The sequence below is a fragment of the Bacillus sp. 522_BSPC genome, assembly GCF_001076885.1.
GTDB lineage: Bacteria > Bacillota > Bacilli > Bacillales > Cytobacillaceae > Niallia > Niallia hominis.
In genome coordinates, this window is record NZ_JVDT01000136.1 from 44266 (window position 1) to 62661 (window position 18396).

General features: G+C 34.3%; 21 protein-coding genes. 16 read left to right on the forward strand and 5 right to left on the reverse strand.

All coding sequences use genetic code 11. The features are described from left to right. The first annotated feature begins 268 nt into the window (after positions 1–268). Positions 269–1069, forward strand: a complete 801-nt coding sequence (locus tag ADJ83_RS10730) for an inositol monophosphatase family protein (RefSeq protein WP_031534226.1) — start codon at positions 269–271, stop codon at positions 1067–1069. Between the two features lie 4 nt (positions 1070–1073). Here ADJ83_RS10730 and ADJ83_RS10735 read toward each other — a convergent pair whose 3' ends face one another. Continuing rightward, positions 1074–1268, reverse strand: coding sequence for a DUF5325 family protein (locus ADJ83_RS10735; protein ID WP_031534228.1), 195 nt, complete (start codon positions 1266–1268; stop codon positions 1074–1076). Positions 1269–1608: 340 nt separating this feature from the next. Here ADJ83_RS10735 and typA point away from each other — a divergent pair, with 340 nt between their 5' ends. After that, on the forward strand, positions 1609–3441 hold the full coding sequence (gene typA, locus ADJ83_RS10740) for a translational GTPase TypA (protein ID WP_031534229.1): 1833 nt from the start codon (positions 1609–1611) through the stop codon (positions 3439–3441). Between the two features lie 394 nt (positions 3442–3835). On the opposite strand, the gene ADJ83_RS10745 is transcribed toward typA, so the two are convergent. Together ADJ83_RS10745 and ADJ83_RS10750 are read right to left on the reverse strand one after the other, a co-directional pair. After that, positions 3836–4036, reverse strand: coding sequence for a YlaI family protein (locus ADJ83_RS10745; RefSeq protein ID WP_031534230.1), 201 nt, complete (start codon positions 4034–4036; stop codon positions 3836–3838). Positions 4037–4117: 81 nt separating this feature from the next. Next, positions 4118–4726: a YhcN/YlaJ family sporulation lipoprotein gene (locus ADJ83_RS10750; RefSeq protein ID WP_031534233.1), complete on the reverse strand. Its 609-nt coding sequence runs from the start codon at positions 4724–4726 to the stop codon at positions 4118–4120. A 223-nt stretch (positions 4727–4949) separates the two neighbouring features. Here ADJ83_RS10750 and ADJ83_RS10755 point away from each other — a divergent pair, with 223 nt between their 5' ends. Next, positions 4950–6278 carry a PhoH family protein gene (locus ADJ83_RS10755; protein ID WP_035415906.1) on the forward strand — a complete coding sequence of 443 codons (1329 nt, stop codon included), beginning with the start codon at positions 4950–4952 and terminating at the stop codon, positions 6276–6278. A gap of 62 nt (positions 6279–6340) precedes the next feature. On the opposite strand, the gene ADJ83_RS10760 is transcribed toward ADJ83_RS10755, so the two are convergent. Then, entirely contained in the window at positions 6341–6829 is a 489-nt protein-coding gene (locus tag ADJ83_RS10760; protein ID WP_031534237.1) for a hypothetical protein, read from the reverse strand. Positions 6830–7078: 249 nt separating this feature from the next. On the opposite strand from ADJ83_RS10760, the gene ADJ83_RS10765 reads away from it, so the two are divergent. The 12 genes from ADJ83_RS10765 to coaD all read left to right on the forward strand — a co-directional run bounded on the left by ADJ83_RS10765 (position 7079) and on the right by coaD (position 16002). After that, on the forward strand, positions 7079–7360 hold the full coding sequence (locus tag ADJ83_RS10765) for a YlaN family protein (RefSeq protein ID WP_031534239.1): 282 nt from the start codon (positions 7079–7081) through the stop codon (positions 7358–7360). 225 nt (positions 7361–7585) lie between these two features. Then, complete coding sequence (locus ADJ83_RS10770) at positions 7586–8824, forward strand: FtsW/RodA/SpoVE family cell cycle protein (RefSeq protein WP_031534241.1); 1239 nt, start codon at positions 7586–7588, stop codon at positions 8822–8824. Positions 8825–9234: 410 nt separating this feature from the next. After that, on the forward strand, positions 9235–10152 hold the full coding sequence (gene cyoE / locus ADJ83_RS10775; protein ID WP_031534243.1) for a heme o synthase: 918 nt from the start codon (positions 9235–9237) through the stop codon (positions 10150–10152). 123 nt (positions 10153–10275) lie between these two features. Then, on the forward strand, positions 10276–10743 hold the full coding sequence (locus tag ADJ83_RS10780) for a DUF420 domain-containing protein (RefSeq protein WP_031534245.1): 468 nt from the start codon (positions 10276–10278) through the stop codon (positions 10741–10743). A gap of 203 nt (positions 10744–10946) precedes the next feature. After that, positions 10947–12005 (forward strand): CAP domain-containing protein, encoded by a 1059-nt coding sequence (locus ADJ83_RS10785; protein ID WP_031534247.1) that lies wholly within the window; start codon positions 10947–10949, stop codon positions 12003–12005. Between the two features lie 227 nt (positions 12006–12232). Continuing rightward, positions 12233–12652 (forward strand): YlbD family protein, encoded by a 420-nt coding sequence (locus ADJ83_RS10790; RefSeq protein WP_031534249.1) that lies wholly within the window; start codon positions 12233–12235, stop codon positions 12650–12652. Positions 12653–12666: 14 nt separating this feature from the next. After that, positions 12667–12906, forward strand: coding sequence for a YlbE-like family protein (locus ADJ83_RS10795; protein WP_031534251.1), 240 nt, complete (start codon positions 12667–12669; stop codon positions 12904–12906). A gap of 94 nt (positions 12907–13000) precedes the next feature. Beyond that, positions 13001–13429, forward strand: a complete 429-nt coding sequence (locus ADJ83_RS10800) for a hypothetical protein (RefSeq protein ID WP_048717759.1) — start codon at positions 13001–13003, stop codon at positions 13427–13429. 76 nt (positions 13430–13505) lie between these two features. After that, positions 13506–13952 carry a YlbF family regulator gene (locus ADJ83_RS10805; RefSeq protein WP_031534253.1) on the forward strand — a complete coding sequence of 149 codons (447 nt, stop codon included), beginning with the start codon at positions 13506–13508 and terminating at the stop codon, positions 13950–13952. A gap of 154 nt (positions 13953–14106) precedes the next feature. Next, entirely contained in the window at positions 14107–14382 is a 276-nt protein-coding gene (locus ADJ83_RS10810; RefSeq protein ID WP_031534255.1) for a YlbG family protein, read from the forward strand. A gap of 557 nt (positions 14383–14939) precedes the next feature. Further along, on the forward strand, positions 14940–15506 hold the full coding sequence (rsmD, locus tag ADJ83_RS10815) for a 16S rRNA (guanine(966)-N(2))-methyltransferase RsmD (protein ID WP_031534257.1): 567 nt from the start codon (positions 14940–14942) through the stop codon (positions 15504–15506). 4 nt (positions 15507–15510) lie between these two features. Next, a complete protein-coding gene (gene coaD / locus ADJ83_RS10820; protein WP_031534259.1) occupies positions 15511–16002 on the forward strand; it encodes a pantetheine-phosphate adenylyltransferase in 492 nt (163 codons plus the stop codon). Between the two features lie 161 nt (positions 16003–16163). Here the strand turns inward: coaD and ylbJ are convergent, their stop codons facing one another. Further along, a complete protein-coding gene (gene ylbJ, locus ADJ83_RS10825) occupies positions 16164–17384 on the reverse strand; it encodes a sporulation integral membrane protein YlbJ (RefSeq protein ID WP_031534261.1) in 1221 nt (406 codons plus the stop codon). A gap of 208 nt (positions 17385–17592) precedes the next feature. Between ylbJ and ADJ83_RS10830 the strand changes: the two genes are divergently transcribed. Continuing rightward, positions 17593–18384 carry a patatin-like phospholipase family protein gene (locus tag ADJ83_RS10830; protein WP_031534264.1) on the forward strand — a complete coding sequence of 264 codons (792 nt, stop codon included), beginning with the start codon at positions 17593–17595 and terminating at the stop codon, positions 18382–18384. The last annotated feature ends 12 nt before the right edge of the window (positions 18385–18396 follow it).

The window sequence follows — 18396 nt, forward strand, 5'->3', positions numbered from 1 at the left end:
AGCTGACTCTATAGGAAGGAAATTTGAATTCCTATAGAGTCAGCTGCATGATTTTGCTTGCTACATTATTTAGGGAATGATAGGAAGGAAACTTGTTTAATGGCAATCGACTTTTTAAATAGTTATTCTATAGCACTGCAATTTATAGAATTTTCTTATTTTATGATACTATAGAGAATAAGATAGCTTCTTTTGAAGTATGTTTAGAGATTATATTAGCTAAAATATAGGAAGTGCTGGAAAAAAGAATGTAAAGAAGGTTGAGAAAATGACAAATTGGCTTGAAATTGATAAGTATGCAAAAGAATGGATAAAAGAAGCGGGGGAAAGGATCATCAAGTCTTTTTCATCTGAGCTCATTATTCAAACAAAATCTAATAAAAATGATTTAGTTACGCAAATAGACAAGGGGACGGAAGAGTTTTTGATAAATAAAATAAATGATGTTTTTCCTGCTCATCGAATTTTAGGAGAAGAGGGAGTAAGTGAATCTTTAGAAGATTTAAAGGGGATTGTCTGGATTATTGATCCAATTGACGGAACGATGAATTTTGTCCATATGCAACGGGATTTCGCGATTTCAATCGGTATTTATGAGGATGGAATAGGGAAAATCGGCTTAATTTATGATGTAGTTGCAGATGAACTATACCATGTTCAAAAGGGGAATGGGGTATATATGAACGAAACAAAGCTACTCCCTTTAAAGGACACCGCTGTTGATGAGGCTATTATTGGATTAAATGCAACATGGGTTACGAAAAATAAACGTATAGATCCGAGCATTTTAGAACCACTGGTAAGGGAATCTAGAGGAACGAGATCTTTCGGGTCAGCTTGTTTAGAACTTGCCTATATTGCAGCTGGACGAATGGATGCTTATCTCACTTTAAGATTATCGCCATGGGATTACGCAGCAGGCAAGATAATGGTGGAAGAACTTGGAGGAAAGGTAACAACTTTAAAAAATGAGCCTCTTGATTTATTAACACAACAATCTTTTTTTGCTTCTAAACCTGGATTACATGAGGAAATACTCGAAAAATATTTAAAGGATGGTAACTGGTAAAAGACTAACACTGCTGTTTTTCCAATATTTGTTGCATTTTCTTTTTCTTTTGGGATCGAAGTGACCAAATCCCACACATTAAGAAAAAACAAATGAGTGTGCCAACTAATGTTTTTTCAGCAATACATATACCGATACCAATAAAACTTGAAATTCCATAGATGTTATAGTAAAAAAATGGATATTTATCAAAATTCATGATTATCTTCCTTTATTATGGTATATATTAATCGGAAATAATAGCGTATGATAATGATTAAATGATCCCACAGCGACTAGATGTGGGTTTTTTATCTATTTTCTCCTTCTATAATACAATGGGATGGCTTGGAAAGAACAGAAAAAATGTAAAGAAATTGATAATTATCGGATAAAAAGGTTAGTTTAAAAAATATTTTTCGAAAATAGCGTTTTCATTCAGTGTTTTTTATAAAAGCTTTTAGGTTTCTTCGGAATTATGTGATATAATGACTCAGTTATAATATTATTAAAAAAATAAATTAAATCAAGATAGACATATTTAGGTAGGAGTGAAATTTTTGAAAATTAGAGAAGATATTCGTAACATTGCTATTATTGCTCACGTTGACCACGGTAAAACAACGTTGGTTGACCAGCTGCTAAAACAATCCGGCACATTCCGTACAAACGAGCATGTGGAAGAACGTGCAATGGATTCCAATGATTTAGAAAGAGAACGTGGAATAACAATATTAGCGAAAAATACTGCTATTCAATATAAAGATAAACGTATTAATATCCTAGATACACCAGGACATGCTGATTTTGGTGGAGAAGTAGAACGTATCATGAAAATGGTTGACGGTGTTCTACTTGTTGTTGATGCATATGAAGGTTGTATGCCTCAAACACGTTTCGTATTGAAAAAAGCATTAGAGCAAAACTTAACTCCAATTGTAGTTGTTAACAAAATTGACCGTGACTTTGCTCGTCCTGCTGAAGTAATTGATGAAGTTCTTGACTTATTTATTGAATTAGATGCAACAGAAGAACAATTAGAATTCCCTGTTATCTATGCATCAGCTATTAATGGTACAGCCAGCACAAACCCTGAAAAACAAGATGAAAACATGCAATCATTATATGATTCAATTGTAGAGCATATTCCTGCACCAGTTGATAATCGCGAAGAGCCTTTACAATTCCAAGTAGCTCTTTTAGACTACAACGACTATGTTGGAAGAATTGGTATCGGTCGTGTATTCCGCGGTACGATGAAAGTTGGTCAACAAGTAGCTTTAATGAAATTAGATGGAACTGTTAAACAATTCCGTGTAACAAAAATCTTTGGTTTCTTCGGATTGAAACGTCAAGAAATCGAAGAAGCATACGCTGGAGATTTAATCGCAGTATCAGGAATGGAAGATATTAACGTTGGTGAAACTGTATGTCCTTTTGAACATCAAGATGCACTTCCAGTTTTACGTATCGATGAGCCAACTCTTCAAATGACTTTCTTAGTTAATAACTCTCCATTTGCAGGTAAAGAAGGTAAATATTTAACTTCAAGAAAAATTGAAGAAAGATTACGCGCTCAATTAGAAACAGACGTAAGTTTACGTGTTGAAAATACAGATTCTCCAGATGCATGGACTGTATCAGGACGTGGAGAGCTTCATTTATCTATCTTAATTGAAAATATGCGTCGTGAAGGTTATGAGCTTCAAGTTTCAAAACCAGAAGTTATTGTTAGAACAATCGATGGTGTTCGTTGTGAGCCAATCGAGCGTGTACAAATTGATGTTCCTGAAGAGCATACAGGTTCTGTAATGGAGTCAATTGGTGCTCGTAAAGGTGAAATGTTAGATATGATTAATAATGGTAACGGACAAGTTCGTTTAATCTTTAACGTACCTGCTCGTGGACTAATTGGTTATACAACTGAATTCTTAACATTAACACGCGGATATGGTATCATCAACCATACATTCGATAGCTATCAACCAATGGCATCAGGCCAAGTTGGTGGACGTCGTCAAGGTGTATTAGTAAGTATGGAATCTGGAAAATCATCTACTTATGGGATTATGCAAGTAGAAGACCGCGGAATTATCTTTGTAGAAGCTGGGACTGAAATTTATGAAGGGATGATTGTTGGTGAGCATACACGTGAAAATGACATTACTGTTAATATCACAAAAGTAAAACAAGCAACAAACATCCGTTCAGCAAACAAAGACCAAACAGCAACAATGAAAAAACCAAGAATTATGACACTTGAAGAATCTTTAGAATACTTAAATGAAGATGAGTATTGTGAAGTAACTCCAGAATCCATTCGTTTACGTAAAAAAATCTTAAATAAAGCAGAACGTGAAAGAGCTGGCAAGAAGAAAAAATCTGCTGAATAAATAAAAGAAAAGGAGTCATCTGTTGATGGCTTCTTTTTTGTGTTTAGAGTAGGGCGGAGGTAGGGATTTCGCTGGAAATTGTCATTTAGAGTGAGTAAGGTGGAAAAATAGTGTTTTTATTGGAGATGAAAACCAGATTTCGCAAGTTGAAAGAGAAAAGTGGTGTTCATAACCCCCACTTTTTTCCATTGAGCAAGAAAATCCAAAGTGAAAGGTAACAGAGAATATCTCATACTAGCTACCATGATCTAAAACCAAACGTAATAAAAATAGAAGCATAAATTCGTGTTTCCAACAAATAACCTCTAAATAACGAAGCAGTTAAAAAAGAAGTATGTAAAAAAAAGAAGACCTTAGCTAAAAGATCTTCTTTTTATTGATACTGCTTGTCTACTTACCAATCATCTTCTTGCGTTTTGTTTTGATAAAGAACAAAGTTGCCAGAATCTATTCGTTTCTTTGTATTTTCCGCAATTCGTTCTTCACATTCTTTACACATATACGTATGAATCGGCCGATTTCGTAGTCGTTTTGCCTGAAAGGAATTTTCGTCTATATCTTCAATTTTATCACATATTACACATTTTACTTTCAACAGCTGCACCTCTAATCCTATAAGATCGAAAAAAATAGATTATAGGCACATTATATATAAAATCGTATAGAAAATCGAATTTTAATCTCTTATACGATTATTCGATTGCTCATCTTGGTCATTTTTCAGTTCTTTTTCTTCTTCTTCATTCAATTTTTCATTCGGCTTTTTCATATCCCCATCTGGCTCATTTTTAATCATATCAGCAGGTACTTCAGGGATTAGTCTTCCGCTAATATCGGCCAATTCATTAAAGATACCTTGGATTGGCTTCCCATTTTGTATATCTTCGCCAATTTCTTTTAGTCTTGCATTCATATCAGGATCAGCAATAATGACAGCATTTGCCCCATCAGGATCGTTCTTTAAGCTTTCTGCAACAGAATATTTGATGGAACCGACTTCTGAACGATCTAAGTCAGCGTTAATATCCACACCTACAAGGGCATATTTACCGATGACTACTGCTGTTGCATCATTGACATTTTCGATACTTGTTGCAAGGGAAACGAGTCTTTTGGCAATATCCTGTCCTGTTTTACGGTCAACTTCCTCGATAGTAGAATTTTTTACATTTGTAACATGAGGGGTATCATCTCTATTCTCTGATTGTTGGCTATTTTCTACATTATTGTTATTACATCCAGCAAGCAGAAAAAGGATTGCAATGAACAAATATCCTTTTTTCATAAAAATTACCTCCTTTAATATTGAAGAATAACTTCTAAAAGTGTGCATTTTCACCTGATTTGTTGGTGGAAATGAGCATTTTTATGTTTTTTTATACTTCCTCTCTCTTTATTGTGAGAAATATCTTCTATCTTTATGCGATAAAACATATATTTTACCAAGGTTCTTTCCGTTACACGGATAGTGCAGCAATATATGACGTTTTAGAGCAGGGGGCATCGGTTTGAGTAAAATTTACGTATTGGATACAAATGTCTTGTTACAGGATCCATATTCCATTTTTTCTTTTAGTGACAATGATGTAGTAATTCCAGCAGTAGCATTAGAAGAGGTAGACAGCAAAAAACGGTACATGGATGAAATCGGAAGGAACGCAAGACAAATATCTAGATTGATCGATAATTTAAGAGAAGCAGGAAAGTTGCATGATAAGATTCCTTTGGAAAATGGCGGAACTATAAGAATTGAACTAAATCACCGATCTTTTCATGAGCTTCAAGAAATATTTGTGGAAAAAACGAATGATAACCGAATATTAGCAGTTGCAAAAAATTTATCAATAGAAGAAAGCAAAAAAGAAAATGGACGAACCGTTATTTTAGTAAGTAAAGATACACTAGTCCGTGTTAAAGCAGATGCAATTGGGCTTATGAGTGAGGACTTCTTAAGTGACCGAGTTGTTGAAAATGAAGATTTGTATACCGGTTTTATGGATGTACAAGTAACGATTGATGTATTAAATCGCTTTTATGAGATTGGACAGCTTCCTGTCACGGAAATTGGCAATGGAAGTTATTATCCTAATCAGTTTCTCATCTTAAAGGATGTATTAGGGTCTTCGTCATCTGCGTTAGCAATTGTTGATTCATCAAGAAAATATGTGAAAAAGCTAGTGTTTGATCATGAGCATATTTGGGGAATTCGCCCAAGAAATGTGCAGCAAACAATGGCAATTGAAATGTTATTAAAGAAAGACATGCCGTTAGTTACGCTAATAGGGAAAGCAGGAACAGGAAAAACTTTATTGGCATTAGCATCAGGATTGATGCAAACAGAAGATTTTGGCGATTATAAAAAATTATTAGTTGCAAGACCTATTGTACCAATGGGGAAGGATCTAGGCTTTCTTCCTGGAGAGAAGGAAGAGAAATTAAGGCCATGGATGCAGCCGATTTTCGATAATCTCGAGTATTTGTTTAATACAAAGAAACCTGGTGAATTAGAAGCAATTCTTGCAGGAATGGGCTCAATAGAAGTAGAGGCATTAACGTATATTAGAGGAAGAAGTATCCCTGATCAATTTATTATTATTGATGAAGCACAAAACTTAACAAAGCATGAAGTGAAAACGATTTTAACAAGGGTAGGAGAAGGAAGTAAAATTGTTTTAATGGGAGACCCAGAACAAATCGACCATCCTTATTTAGATGCTTTTAATAATGGATTAAGCTATGTGGTAGAACGTTTTAAAGACCAGCCAATAGCTGGACATGTAAAATTAGTCAAAGGAGAGAGATCGTCTCTAGCACAGTTAGCTGCAGATTTATTATAAACTTTAGCTTTTTTACGCCATCTAGCAATTGCTAGATGGCGTAAATGTGGATGGATGCTCTATTATGTAATTTTAAATGCTTTGACATTTTTGATAGGCGTTTGTTTCTTGGCTTTTGTATTATCAAAAATATATACAGGACCATCTTCTGTAAGCGGTTTTCCTTTTACGCAAAATAATAAGAAAATCGAATCGATTTCTTCTAGTGGAATAGTATATTCTTCTTCATCTGTTGTGATTAACAGATTTTTTGCTACTTCCTTTGGTTCAGTATTTTTTATAAAAGGAGCTAAAGGCATATAAAAGGTACCAGTTAGCATTTCTACTTTTTTATAAGTTTTTGTGGATTGCTCTGGCACTTTAGCACCTTCTGTAATCTCTTGATCCCAGTGCTTGGATGCTTCTTTTGTATATGCTTCTAATTCATCCTTTACTTCGACTGGCGCGAATACTGACTCAGCGGTTTGTTTACGATCATCAAATATCCATACAGTCGGATCAATGGTTATCGGAAAATTTACTAATCCGGTAACTTGAATAATAGTATTCATTAAATTCTCCTCCTTATTCTTTATTCGTTGATTGTATTAAAATTCTGCTAATTAATGAGGACATGATTGATTTATAATTAGCAGTCTAAAAACAATATTAATTTAAGTATAGCTTCTTCTTGTCTTTCTGTCATTTAGAAGGTTAGAAACGAAATTTTAGATTTTTTAAGGGGGATTGTTCTTGCAATTTTCCTAGGTTGAGTTTAAACTTTATAGATAGGATAATCGCTCGGAAACGGGGGGATAGGATTGACTTCTGAAATGATTATTAATCATAAAGAAAAAGCAAATGAGCTATTGAAAGCTGATGCTGAGAAGATATTAAAACTAATTAAAGTTCAGATGGATAATTTAACAATGCCTCAATGTCCTCTATATGAAGAGGTATTGGATACGCAAATGTATGGATTGTCTAAAGAGATAGATTTTGCTATTCGATTAGGATTAGTAGAAGAGCATGTTGGCAAGAAGATTTTAGATGAGTTGGAAAAAGAATTATCGAATTTGCATGAAGCTTCTATAAGAAAATAAAAAGTAAACTCAAACAAAAGCATTCATTGTTTGAGTTTTTTTAGTGGTTAGGTGTATTATTCTAAAATAAGGGAAGTACATACGAAATAGGATTAGTTAAAAATATATATAAGTTTACGCCCGATATTTTAAGAGAATGAATAGAAGTTTTATCCTTTTCAGCAGGAAATAGATAAGAGACAACGAATACTCTAAATGAGGAGAATGAATAAGGGATGCGGTTGAATGATAAAGAAGATATTAAAATCGTATGATTACACAATTATTATAGCGATGGTGCTGTTAATTTTATTTGGCTTAATTATGATTTATAGTGCGAGCATGGTTTCAGCAGTCCAATATTATGGACATGATAGTAGTGATTTTTATTATAAGAAGCAGATTATGAATATTATAGTAGCGGGTGCTGCATTCATTGTTGTCGCACTTTTTCCATACAAGGCCCTACTAAGCAATAGAATATTAGTACCAATGGTGTTTGGGTCTATTTTTTTCTTAGGTGGAATATTTTTGTTTGGTAGTGTTTACGGAAATGCGCAAAGTTGGTATAAAATTGGAACCTCAAGTCTTCAGCCGGCAGAGTTTGTTAAACTATCTGTAATCATTTATTTATCGGCTATCTATTCAAAAAAGCAGTCTTATATTAATGAATTCAATAGGGGTGTTGTCCCACCACTAGCCTATTTAGTTATTGTTTGTGCTTTAGTTATGGTTCAACCAGATTTTGGGACAGCGGTTATTATTCTGATGATTGGTGCAACAATTATTCTCTGTTCAGGAATGAATTGGAAGAATTTATCGAAGCTGATGCTTATTGGATTAGGATTTATACTCCTATTGCTACTTTGTATGCAGCTGGCTGGTAAAAGTGTGTTTACGGAAAAGCAAATGGCGAGAATATTTGTGTTTATGGATTCCCCTTTTGGCGAAGATGTTGTGCAAGATTCTGGTTATCATATGAGTAATTCACTTATTGCGATTGGCTCTGGTGGTCTTAAAGGAGTTGGCTTGGGACAAGGAGTACAAAAGCTTGGCTATTTAACAGATGGTCACACCGATTTTATTATGGCTGTAATAGCGGAGGAACTAGGTATCTTTGGTGTAGGCTTTGTAGTATTAGGTCTTGGCTATATTGTTTTACGGGGCATTTATACGGGATTAAAGTGCAAAGATCCTTTTGGAAGCTTACTAGCGATAGGGATTTCGAGTATGGTTGGGATTCAAGCGTTTATTAATATTGCCGGGATTTCTGGATTAATCCCATTAACCGGTGTGCCAGTACCTTTTGTAAGTTATGGTGGATCGTCCCTTTTACAATTATCTATTGGAATGGGGATTTTAGTGAATGTTTCGATGTTTGTAAAATATGAGAGGGTTTATAAACCAAAAGTTGAAGATGTTGCTGATATTCCACAGGCGAATCAACCTACTTCCCCATTTGTTCGAACAAACAGACCTTTATAGCAAAGGGCTTCCTAGTAACAAACTTTACGAAAAATGCCTAATTAATAGATTCATAAAAGATAGCACAGATAGTTGGTGCTATCTTTTTTATATTTTAAAATCTGAACATTGATATTTAAAAGGTTAATTAATTTGCTTCCTTGTAAAAAAAAGCTATAATAAAAAGAGTGTCTTTTATTCCTAAAACGCTTTCGAAGTGTTTATCTAAAATGGACAAATTTTCCAATAATGTGAAAACTGAAGTTTTTTCAAAAAAAAGAGAGAAATCTCTGTGAAAATATGTTTTAATAGCAAAAGAGTCTTTTTTAACATTACTATGTTGTTAAATGTGAATAATGACACAAATGGAAATGAACGGTTATTTAAATAGTATTTTCTTTACTATGTAATAGAAGGGGGAGACATAATCAATGGCTAATTTTCGTGCATATTCAAATGCCAAATTGACGGATAAGCAAGCCGAAACAAGTGCCTGGAAGGACTTTCTTGCATTAATTAAAATAGGAATTGTGAATTCAAACTTAATTACGGTATTTACAGGTATCTGGCTTGCAATTGTCTTTACAGATGCAAAGTTTTTAGAGCACATTGATATCATTTTATATACTTTGATTGGCTCAGGACTAATTATTGCTGGGTCGTGTGTGTTAAATAATTTTATTGATCGTGATATTGATCCATTAATGGAAAGAACAAAGGCAAGACCGACTGTAACAGGAAAAGCAAAGCCTTCAAATGTTGCAGTCCTAGGTTTTGGATTTCTTTTAATAGGTACTTTGTTTTTATTGCTAACAACTATCACTGCTACAGTTATTGCTTTAGTTGGAGCATTTAGCTATGTTGTGATTTATACAATGTGGTCTAAGCGGAGATTGGTATCAAATACTGTTATCGGGAGTTTTTCAGGAGCAGTGCCTCCACTAATTGGATGGGCCGCAATTGATCCTGGACTTGATGTTATTGCTTGGAGCCTATTTTTAATTATGTTTGTTTGGCAGCCACCGCATTTTTATTCTTTAGCGATTAGAAGAGTAGAAGAGTATCGAGCAGCAGGAATTCCGATGTTACCTGTTGTAAAAGGATTTGAAGTAACAAAGAAACATACGTATATATGGATTGTTGCATTATTTCCACTACCATTTTTGTTATATCAAATTGGTATCCCATTTTTAGTTTTAGCAACGTTACTAAATATTGGCTGGGTTATTACAGGAATTCGAGCAAGTAAAAAGCAAGATGAATATAAATGGGCTACAGCAATGTTCATCTATTCCATTCAATATTTAACAATACTATTTGTATCAATGGTGGTATTTACATTATTCTAAAGAAAAATCGCTTTTTTAGGGGAAAAACGAGTTTCGAGAATAATGACTTGTTTTAATAGAAATAAGGGAATTTGGGGAGTTAGTTAAACAAAGAGGTAAATACTATATGGAGTGGGTAGTTTAATGGAATTTACATTACCGATTTTGCCGACAATAAGTACTACATTTATCGTTTTGAGTGGCATTTTTGTAGCTATTGGCTGGGGGTTAATCAAGAAAAGAAAAAGAAAAGAACATCAGATGGTAATGCTTTTTGCAGCTGTTTTTGCCGTAATCTTTTTTGTTATCTATGCATCAAGAACGGTTTTTATTGGCAATACTTCTTTTGGGGGACCAGATGATATTAAGATTTATTATACAATCTTCTTAATATTTCATATTACACTAGCTACAATCGGGGCGGTGTTAGGAATTATTATGTTGTATACAGGCTATAAAAAACAATATGCGAAACATCGTAAATTAGGTCCAATGACAAGCATTATCTGGTTTATTACCGCTATTACAGGAACAGCCGTCTATTTACTTCTCTATGTTTTCTATCATGGTGGAGAAACAACGTCTGTTATAAAGGCAATATTAGGATTTTAATAAATGCTTCGAGAGAATAGAAGCATTCAGACTGAAGACAAATTCCTTGGAATAAAAGGACTCTGTTTTCAGTTTTTTTATTATTTTGTGGACTAAAAATGGAAAAACTACTTATTCTATTAAAATTATTTAAATTAAGTTATACTATTTAGTAAGAAGTCAACATATATTGATAGAAACAATGCTAGAGAGGGGGGAATCCTCTGAAAATCTTATTAAGAACTGTCGTAATTATTGCAGTATTATCAGCAATTGGATTCTATTTTAATATAACAGATGATAAGGAACAGCCAGACGTACTAGTTGAAAATGGAGATAACCCTACAAAAGTGGAGGATAATCTCAATGAAGCAGCAGAGAATTCGCAAATTCTACCAGTTCCTAAAGAAGGATTAGGGAGCTTGATTGGTAAAAGTGTCAATGAACTAAAAGAGAAATATGGTGAACCAACTAGAATCGATCCGTCAGCCTATGAATACGATTGGTGGATTTATAATAAGAATGTATCTGAGTATTTTCAGGTGGGAATTCTAAATGACAAAGTGGTGACTGTCTATGCAATTGGTAGTGCTGTGAATATTAATCCTTATAAAATCGGACAAGAAGTTGGGGATATATATACGATGACACCAATTGAAACAAATATTAGCTTTAATTATGAAAATTCTTCTTACCGATTCGAATTATCGGAGGATGAAATAAATAACCGTCCATTAATTCAGATAGGTGATTATTATGCACAGCTATACTTTGATAAATTTAATGGAACTTTATCAAGTGTTCGTTACATGGATGCACGAACATTACTTCATTTAAGGCCTTATGAATTAGTTTATCGAGGAGAACTATTAGAAACAGATAATAATGTGGAATATAGTGAAGAAATTCAAGAAGGCAATGAAAAACAAATATTAGATATGACAAATGTGTTAAGAGAAAGATTTAAATTAAATAAAGTAGAATGGGATCAACCTACTGCTGAAGTCGCATTAGGCCATAGTAAAGATATGTTTGAAACCGAGGATTTCTCCCATACATCAGAGAAGTATGGAGATCTAGAGGACCGTTTAAAGGCAGGAGACGTATTTTATCAAGTTGCTGGAGAGAATATTGCAGCAGGCTATGCGGATGCCCCTGCAGTAATCGAAGGCTGGTTAAATAGCAAAGGACATCGAGAGTGTTTATTGAATGAGAAATTTACTCATCTTGGAGTAGGCGTATTTGATAAATACTATACACAGAATTTTATTGAAAAATGGTGAAATAATAGTATGAAAGAAGCTGACAACCACAATCATTTGATTGGTTGTCAGCTTTTTTGGTTTGGTTTTTCTAAAAGATTATTGCTTTTTCAATAGGAAAAATAAATAAAATAGGCCACGGGTTTATAGCAATAAAATTTACAGGATGACACAGAGGATTTGCACGTTTTCTAAAGTGCATCATAAAGTAATATAGGCAGATGTATCAAATTAGAGGTGAAATAATGATGGCTAATAAAGAACTTCATCCTTCTGTAGAAGAATTTAAAGCATTTGTGAAAGCAAATCCCAAAATATTAAAAGAAGCGAGAAGTGGCAAGGTGACATTACAAGAATTATATGAAGATTGGTATTTATTAGGTTCTGATGATGCAAGATGGGACGGATTACGAGAAGGTGCTTCTGAATCTTCTAGCAAAAAGGAAGAAGAGACAGAAGCAAATCGAACTGTCTGGATGTCTAATATTGTTGATACACTAAAAAAGATGGATCAAAATCAAATACAGGGATACTTAGCAAACTTAAATCAAGCTTTAGGAACGATTCAAGGTGTCATTTCACAATTTGCTCCTAATAGTGGTTCTAGTGGATCATCTGCGCCAAAAGAACAAAAACCTTCTGGGCCGTTTTCTTTTAGAAAAGATTAAGTAGGAGGATGGATATGAGACAAAGCATTAAAGAATATATTGCGCAGAATCCAGAATTACAACAATTTATAAGAGAACAGCCGCAATGGTATAGACAATTAAGCAGAAATCCAAATCAGTTGGAAACCTTTGAGATAGCATCTCTTCATTATTATAAGAAAACCATTCCAGATCACGTACAAAAATTTTCAAATGGTGTTCAAATGGCATCCATGATGGTTAGTATGTTTCAAGCAATGAATGCTGAATCATAACTTTTTAAGATAAACATTATTTAGAGTAAAAAAAGCATGAATGGTAATACTAACCGAAATGAAAATTCATTAAAAATTACCAGGAGTGTTTACTTTGAAAAAAATCCGAATGATTTGTATTCCTGCTTTTCTCCTTTTAACCGGATGTGGTGATGATGTTCCAGATCCAGAAGTAAAGACAAATAAAGAAGCTGCAACTTATTCTGCCATACCTACGGCTGCAGATGTACAAGCCTCTTTCTCCCCTACAGCAAAAGAGGAATTTGATGTGCGTCATATTGTTAAAGGAAATAAAGTATTTGTGGAATGTAAAGTGAGAGACTATTCTTTTAGAGAAGATAGCAATGGGAAATTAGGAAAAATCGTTTTGGAGATAAATGGGGAGAAGAAGGAATATTCTTCTGCTGCATTTGTGATTGAAGGATTAAAAACAGGAAAACATACAATGAACTTATCTGTTATGGATGTTGCCAGCAAAACAACAAAGTTTAAAAAGTCATTTCAAGTAATGATTAAAGAGTAGGGAAGAAAAAGGAAGTCACAAGCCTTTTCTTTCTTCTGTCTTTCATGTAGAATAAGAATTGGAGGTGAGCGAATACGTGCTTGCGACAACTGAAATACTTCTTATTCAAGAGGAAGCAGAAGACATTGCAGAAATGATATTAAACTCAGATGTTGCAGAACAATACCGTATTTGTTTGGCCAATTTACAATCAAATAAGGAAACACAGCAAAAAATTCATTCTTTTAACCAAATGAAAGAGCTTTATGAAGAGGTTCAGCGTTTTGGAAAATACCATCCTGAATATAAAAAAGTCATGATGGAAATTAGACAGCTAAAACGCGATATGGATGTAGATGATAATGTGGCAGCATTTAAAGTAGCGGAGAATGGTTTGCAAAAGCTTCTAGATGATGTCAGTGTTATTATCGGACGTTCTGTTTCTACTTTTATTAAAGTACCAACAGGAAATCCATTTTTTGATGAACTTTCTGGTTGCGCCGGTGGTTGTGGAAGTGGTGGAAGCTGTAGTTGTTCTGCATAATATACGAAGAGGCAATGATCAAATCTAGGATCATTGCTTTTTTATTTTGACGTTTCTTATGGCTTACTAGCGTTCGTAAAAGCAGATTCCGACTTTTCTATTTTGGTTGCCTATGCTATTATGATAAATAATGGTATTTTAAAGGGGTTAAATTATGCTAGGGCAACGACAGGGAATCATTGTTTGGCTATTTTCACTAAAGCAAGCAAAAATGTTAAGAAGATATGGAAATGTTCATTTTATTTCCAAAAGATTAAAATATGTTGTGCTCTACACGAATCAAAGTGATGTGGATGGCATAATGGAAAAAATTAATGCTCATTCTTTCGTTAAAAAGGTAGAGCCTTCCTATAAGCCATTTTTAAAAGTGGAATTTGAAAATTCGCGACCAGATAAAGCGAAAGAATATGATTATAAAATGGGGATTTAAGAAAATTGTTCTTTATTGGAATGTTCATTCTAAGGACAATCCCTTATAAGTAGTTGAAGAAAAACAAAAGCAGTATTTTATGTAAAGGAAAGGTGGAATCCGCCATGCCCTTCATTGAATACTGTTTTTTCTATGAAAAAGACAAAAAAAGCCTGCAAGCATATGCCTGCAGGGTCCTTCTACGTTCTTATTATTCATAAGAACAGAAGGTAAAGGGAGAGGAGAAACCGGAGGAAGAACTTATGGGGAAACGTAAGTCTTCTCCGCGGTTGGCAACAACATCCTCGAATAGATGCTGTTACTTACATTATCCCCATACGGTGACCACTTATACATAAAAACAAATTATTTTTTAGAGGTAACAAAATTTATTAGGTTTAATCTATACCATATAAAGAGGATGCAATGGTAATAATATTCCGATTTGATTATCTTTTTACGAATAAAAATTGACAGATAAAAGGAATAAATCGTTAAAATGTTGGCTCTCTAATAGGTTTATGGTAGGATAGGGAAGGTAAAATAACTTTAAGTAAAATAGGGTTGTGGTGATTGAAATGAGAGTTGTCTCCGGTAAGAATAAGGGGATTCCATTAAAGGCTGTTCCTGGTAACTCGACTAGACCAACTACAGATAAAGTGAAAGAGGCTATTTTTAATATGATAGGTCCTTACTTTCAAGGAGGAGAAGGCCTTGATTTATTTGCTGGAAGCGGCGGACTTGGCATTGAAGCTTTAAGTAGAGGGTTAGATCTTGTTATTTTTGTAGATAAAGAAGGAAAAGCAATACATACGATTAAAGAAAATCTTTCTACATGTAAATTGGACAGCCAAGCCGAAATATTTCGCAATGATGCGAATCGTGCTTTAAAAGCATTGCAAAAAAGAGAAAAAAGCTTTGATTATATTTTCCTAGACCCGCCATATAAAAAGCAACAATTAGAAAATATGTTAACATTTATTGATGAAGCAGGTCTGTTAAAGGATGAAGGAGTCATTGTATGTGAGCATGGTTCGGATATTTCTTTACCTGTGGCAGTAAATAGACTTCAACAAGTGAGACATGAAAAATATGGAATAATTGGAGTTTCTATTTATTCCTTACAAAATGGTACGGAGGACTAAAAAGATGGCTAGTGTAGCAGTTTGCCCAGGTAGTTTTGATCCGATTACTTATGGTCATATTGATATAATTAAAAGGGCTGCTAAAGTATTCGATCATGTATACATATGTGTATTAAATAATTCTGCCAAAAAACCTTTTTTTTCGGTGGATGAAAGATTGGAGCTAATAAGAGAGGTAACGAAGGATATTCAGAATATCTCTGTATCATCTTATGAAGGGCTTCTAATTGATTATGCAAAAAGCGTAAATGCAAATGCAATTATTAGAGGATTACGAGCAGTATCAGACTTTGAATATGAAATGCAGATTACGTCGATGAACCGTGTACTATCAGACGATATCGAGACATTTTTTATCATGACAAATAACCAATACTCTTTCCTAAGCTCTAGCATAGTGAAAGAAGTAAGCAAATATGATGGTGACATTTCAGAGCTTGTTCCTAAGATTGTGAATGATGCATTAAGAGCAAAATTTCATTATGATGGAAAATAAGTTTTTCAAAAAGTGGAATTCTTTTTATAGCAAGCAAAAAAAGGACATCTTGCCAAAATAGTGGCAAGATGTCTTATTTATAATTAAGGAAGTTTTTGTTTGAATTTATCTCTAGGCACCCAGTGAACGATGTGAGTCTTGAAGTTTTCCTCCAGATTGTCTTATAATTCTCCTCTTGGTCTTAATCTTTTTACTAAAATAAAACAATAGATTGTTAAGGAAATAATTGTTACAATTGGCCCCCATGTACTTATATTTTCAAATATTTGCTGAAAGAAGACTTCTTCCCTATTTATCCCTGGGATTGCAATTGTTGGTGTATCTTTTGACAAGAATGTCTTGTAAAAGAAGTCCCATGCGATAAAAGTGTAGATGCCAGAAAAGATTGCTTGCATAATTCTCGCTAAGAAAAAAGGCTTAAAGCGAATATCTGTCTGAGCGAGAATACTTGCTACTTGCGCTTGTACACTTAATCCGCTAAATCCAAGGATACAGCTCGTTAAAATGGCTTGGTGCATAAGGGTAGATGTTTCCACATCACTCGTTAATTTACTTCCTAATGTAATTTCAAATATGCCGGCGATAAAGGGTATCGTTAAGTCACCTGAAAAAGTAAACAGCTGGAATAAAGATTCTAATAATTTTGCAAAAAAGGAAGTAATATGTAAGTGAAATAATAAACGATTAATAACGGAAAAGAGAATGATAAAGCCACCAACCATTAATAAAGATTGAATCGAGGAGGTTACCGCATCTCCCATTAGTTTTCCAAGTGGGCGCTTGTCTTTTAGACGAGTATGATGCAGTTCTCGCAGCGCCCTTTTTAAGGAGGCTTTTTCTTTTGGCTCTTTTGTTGTCTTTTCTGTATCTTTTCCGTGAAATCTCATAAATAGTCCAACGGTAAAATTGGCTAAGTAATGTGAGAAAGCAAGCAGGAGACCAAGTTTAGGACTATGAAAAAAAGAGGCAGAAACAGCGCCGATGATAAACATTGGATTAGAAGCGTTAGAGAAAGAAACAAGCCTTTCCGCTTCCGTTCTAGTTAATTGTTTTTCCTCACGCATTCGTGCTGTTAATTTTGCTCCAGTTGGAAAGCCGGATACCATCCCCATGGCCCAAACGAATCCGCCTACTCCTGGAACTTTAAAGAGCGGTCGCATAATGGGCTCTAATAAAACACCAATAAAACGAACGACACCAAAACCTATTAAAATTTCAGATAAGATAAGGAAAGGAAGAAGTGAAGGAAAAACAATCGTCCACCAAGTATTCAGTCCATTTTTTGACGCGTCAACTGCTACCCCAGGAAAAGAAATCAGGGCAAGAGCTAATAGAGACGCGGATAATGCAAGTGCGACTGTCTTAAATTTTGAGCGTAACAAATTATATTGCTCCCCCTTCAAATAATAATAGTAGGTTTTTATTCTCATCTATGTAAGGAAGGCTGGTTTAAAACCTTAACGTGTAGAAGCAATACTTGTACACAATTAGCCTAAAGAATATCCCTCTACCAATCAATATACTCATAACCTGAAAAAAAAGACCATAAGATTAAGGTAGATTGAATTTAGAGAGAATAGGTGAGACGATATGGAACGCCCAAAAATAGGGTTAGCGCTAGGCTCAGGTGGAGCGAGAGGATTTGCACATATTGGGGTAATCAAAGTATTAAGAGAAGAGAATATTCCAATAGATTATATTGCCGGTAGCAGCATAGGAGCAATTGTGGGCTGCTTATATGGAGCAGGATCTGATATACAGCGACTATATACATTATCGAAGTTTTTTAAGCGGAAATACTATTTAGATTTTACTGTCCCCAAAATGGGCTTTATTGCTGGGAATAGAGTAAAGGAATTAATCCATTTATTCACCTACGGAAAAAAATTAGAGGAATTGGATATTCCTGTTGCTGTTGTTGCTGCTGACTTATTAACAGGGGAAAAGGTCGTTTTTAGGAAAGGATCAATTGCTAATGCAGTGCGTGCAAGTATATCTATTCCTGGCATATTTGTTCCAGAGAAAATGGATGGGCGTTTACTTGTTGATGGAGGAGTAATTGACCGTGTCCCTGTTTCGGTTTTAAAAGAGATGGGAGCGGATATCATTATTGCGGTAGATGTAGCAAAGGTAAATGTAAATGCTGAGATTTCAAATATTTATGATGTAATTATGCGTTCATTGGATATTATGCAGATGGAATTAGTGGAATCGCGAGAAGTTGCAAGTGATGTGATGATTAAACCGCCAGTAGAAATGTTTAATAGTAAAGCATTTACTGATTTAGAGAAAATAATCGCAATAGGAGAAACAGAAACAAGAAAGTATATCGATGTAATTAAAAAGGAAATCAAGAAAAGAAGAACAAATGAGAAGAAATAAATAGGAAAAAAC

Coding starts and splice junctions, on each gene's coding strand:
- ADJ83_RS10730 (WP_031534226.1), top strand. CDS start 269: ATGACAAATTGGCTTGAAATTGATAAGTATGCAAAAGAATGGATAAAA.
- ADJ83_RS10735 (WP_031534228.1), bottom strand. CDS start 1,268: ATGAATTTTGATAAATATCCATTTTTTTACTATAACATCTATGGAATT.
- ADJ83_RS10750 (WP_031534233.1), bottom strand. CDS start 4,726: ATGAAAAAAGGATATTTGTTCATTGCAATCCTTTTTCTGCTTGCTGGA.
- ADJ83_RS10760 (WP_031534237.1), bottom strand. CDS start 6,829: ATGAATACTATTATTCAAGTTACCGGATTAGTAAATTTTCCGATAACC.
- ADJ83_RS10770 (WP_031534241.1), top strand. CDS start 7,586: ATGATAAAGAAGATATTAAAATCGTATGATTACACAATTATTATAGCG.
- cyoE (WP_031534243.1), top strand. CDS start 9,235: ATGGCTAATTTTCGTGCATATTCAAATGCCAAATTGACGGATAAGCAA.
- ADJ83_RS10780 (WP_031534245.1), top strand. CDS start 10,276: ATGGAATTTACATTACCGATTTTGCCGACAATAAGTACTACATTTATC.
- ADJ83_RS10790 (WP_031534249.1), top strand. CDS start 12,233: ATGGCTAATAAAGAACTTCATCCTTCTGTAGAAGAATTTAAAGCATTT.
- ADJ83_RS10795 (WP_031534251.1), top strand. CDS start 12,667: ATGAGACAAAGCATTAAAGAATATATTGCGCAGAATCCAGAATTACAA.
- ADJ83_RS10810 (WP_031534255.1), top strand. CDS start 14,107: ATGCTAGGGCAACGACAGGGAATCATTGTTTGGCTATTTTCACTAAAG.
- rsmD (WP_031534257.1), top strand. CDS start 14,940: ATGAGAGTTGTCTCCGGTAAGAATAAGGGGATTCCATTAAAGGCTGTT.
- coaD (WP_031534259.1), top strand. CDS start 15,511: ATGGCTAGTGTAGCAGTTTGCCCAGGTAGTTTTGATCCGATTACTTAT.
- ADJ83_RS10830 (WP_031534264.1), top strand. CDS start 17,593: ATGGAACGCCCAAAAATAGGGTTAGCGCTAGGCTCAGGTGGAGCGAGA.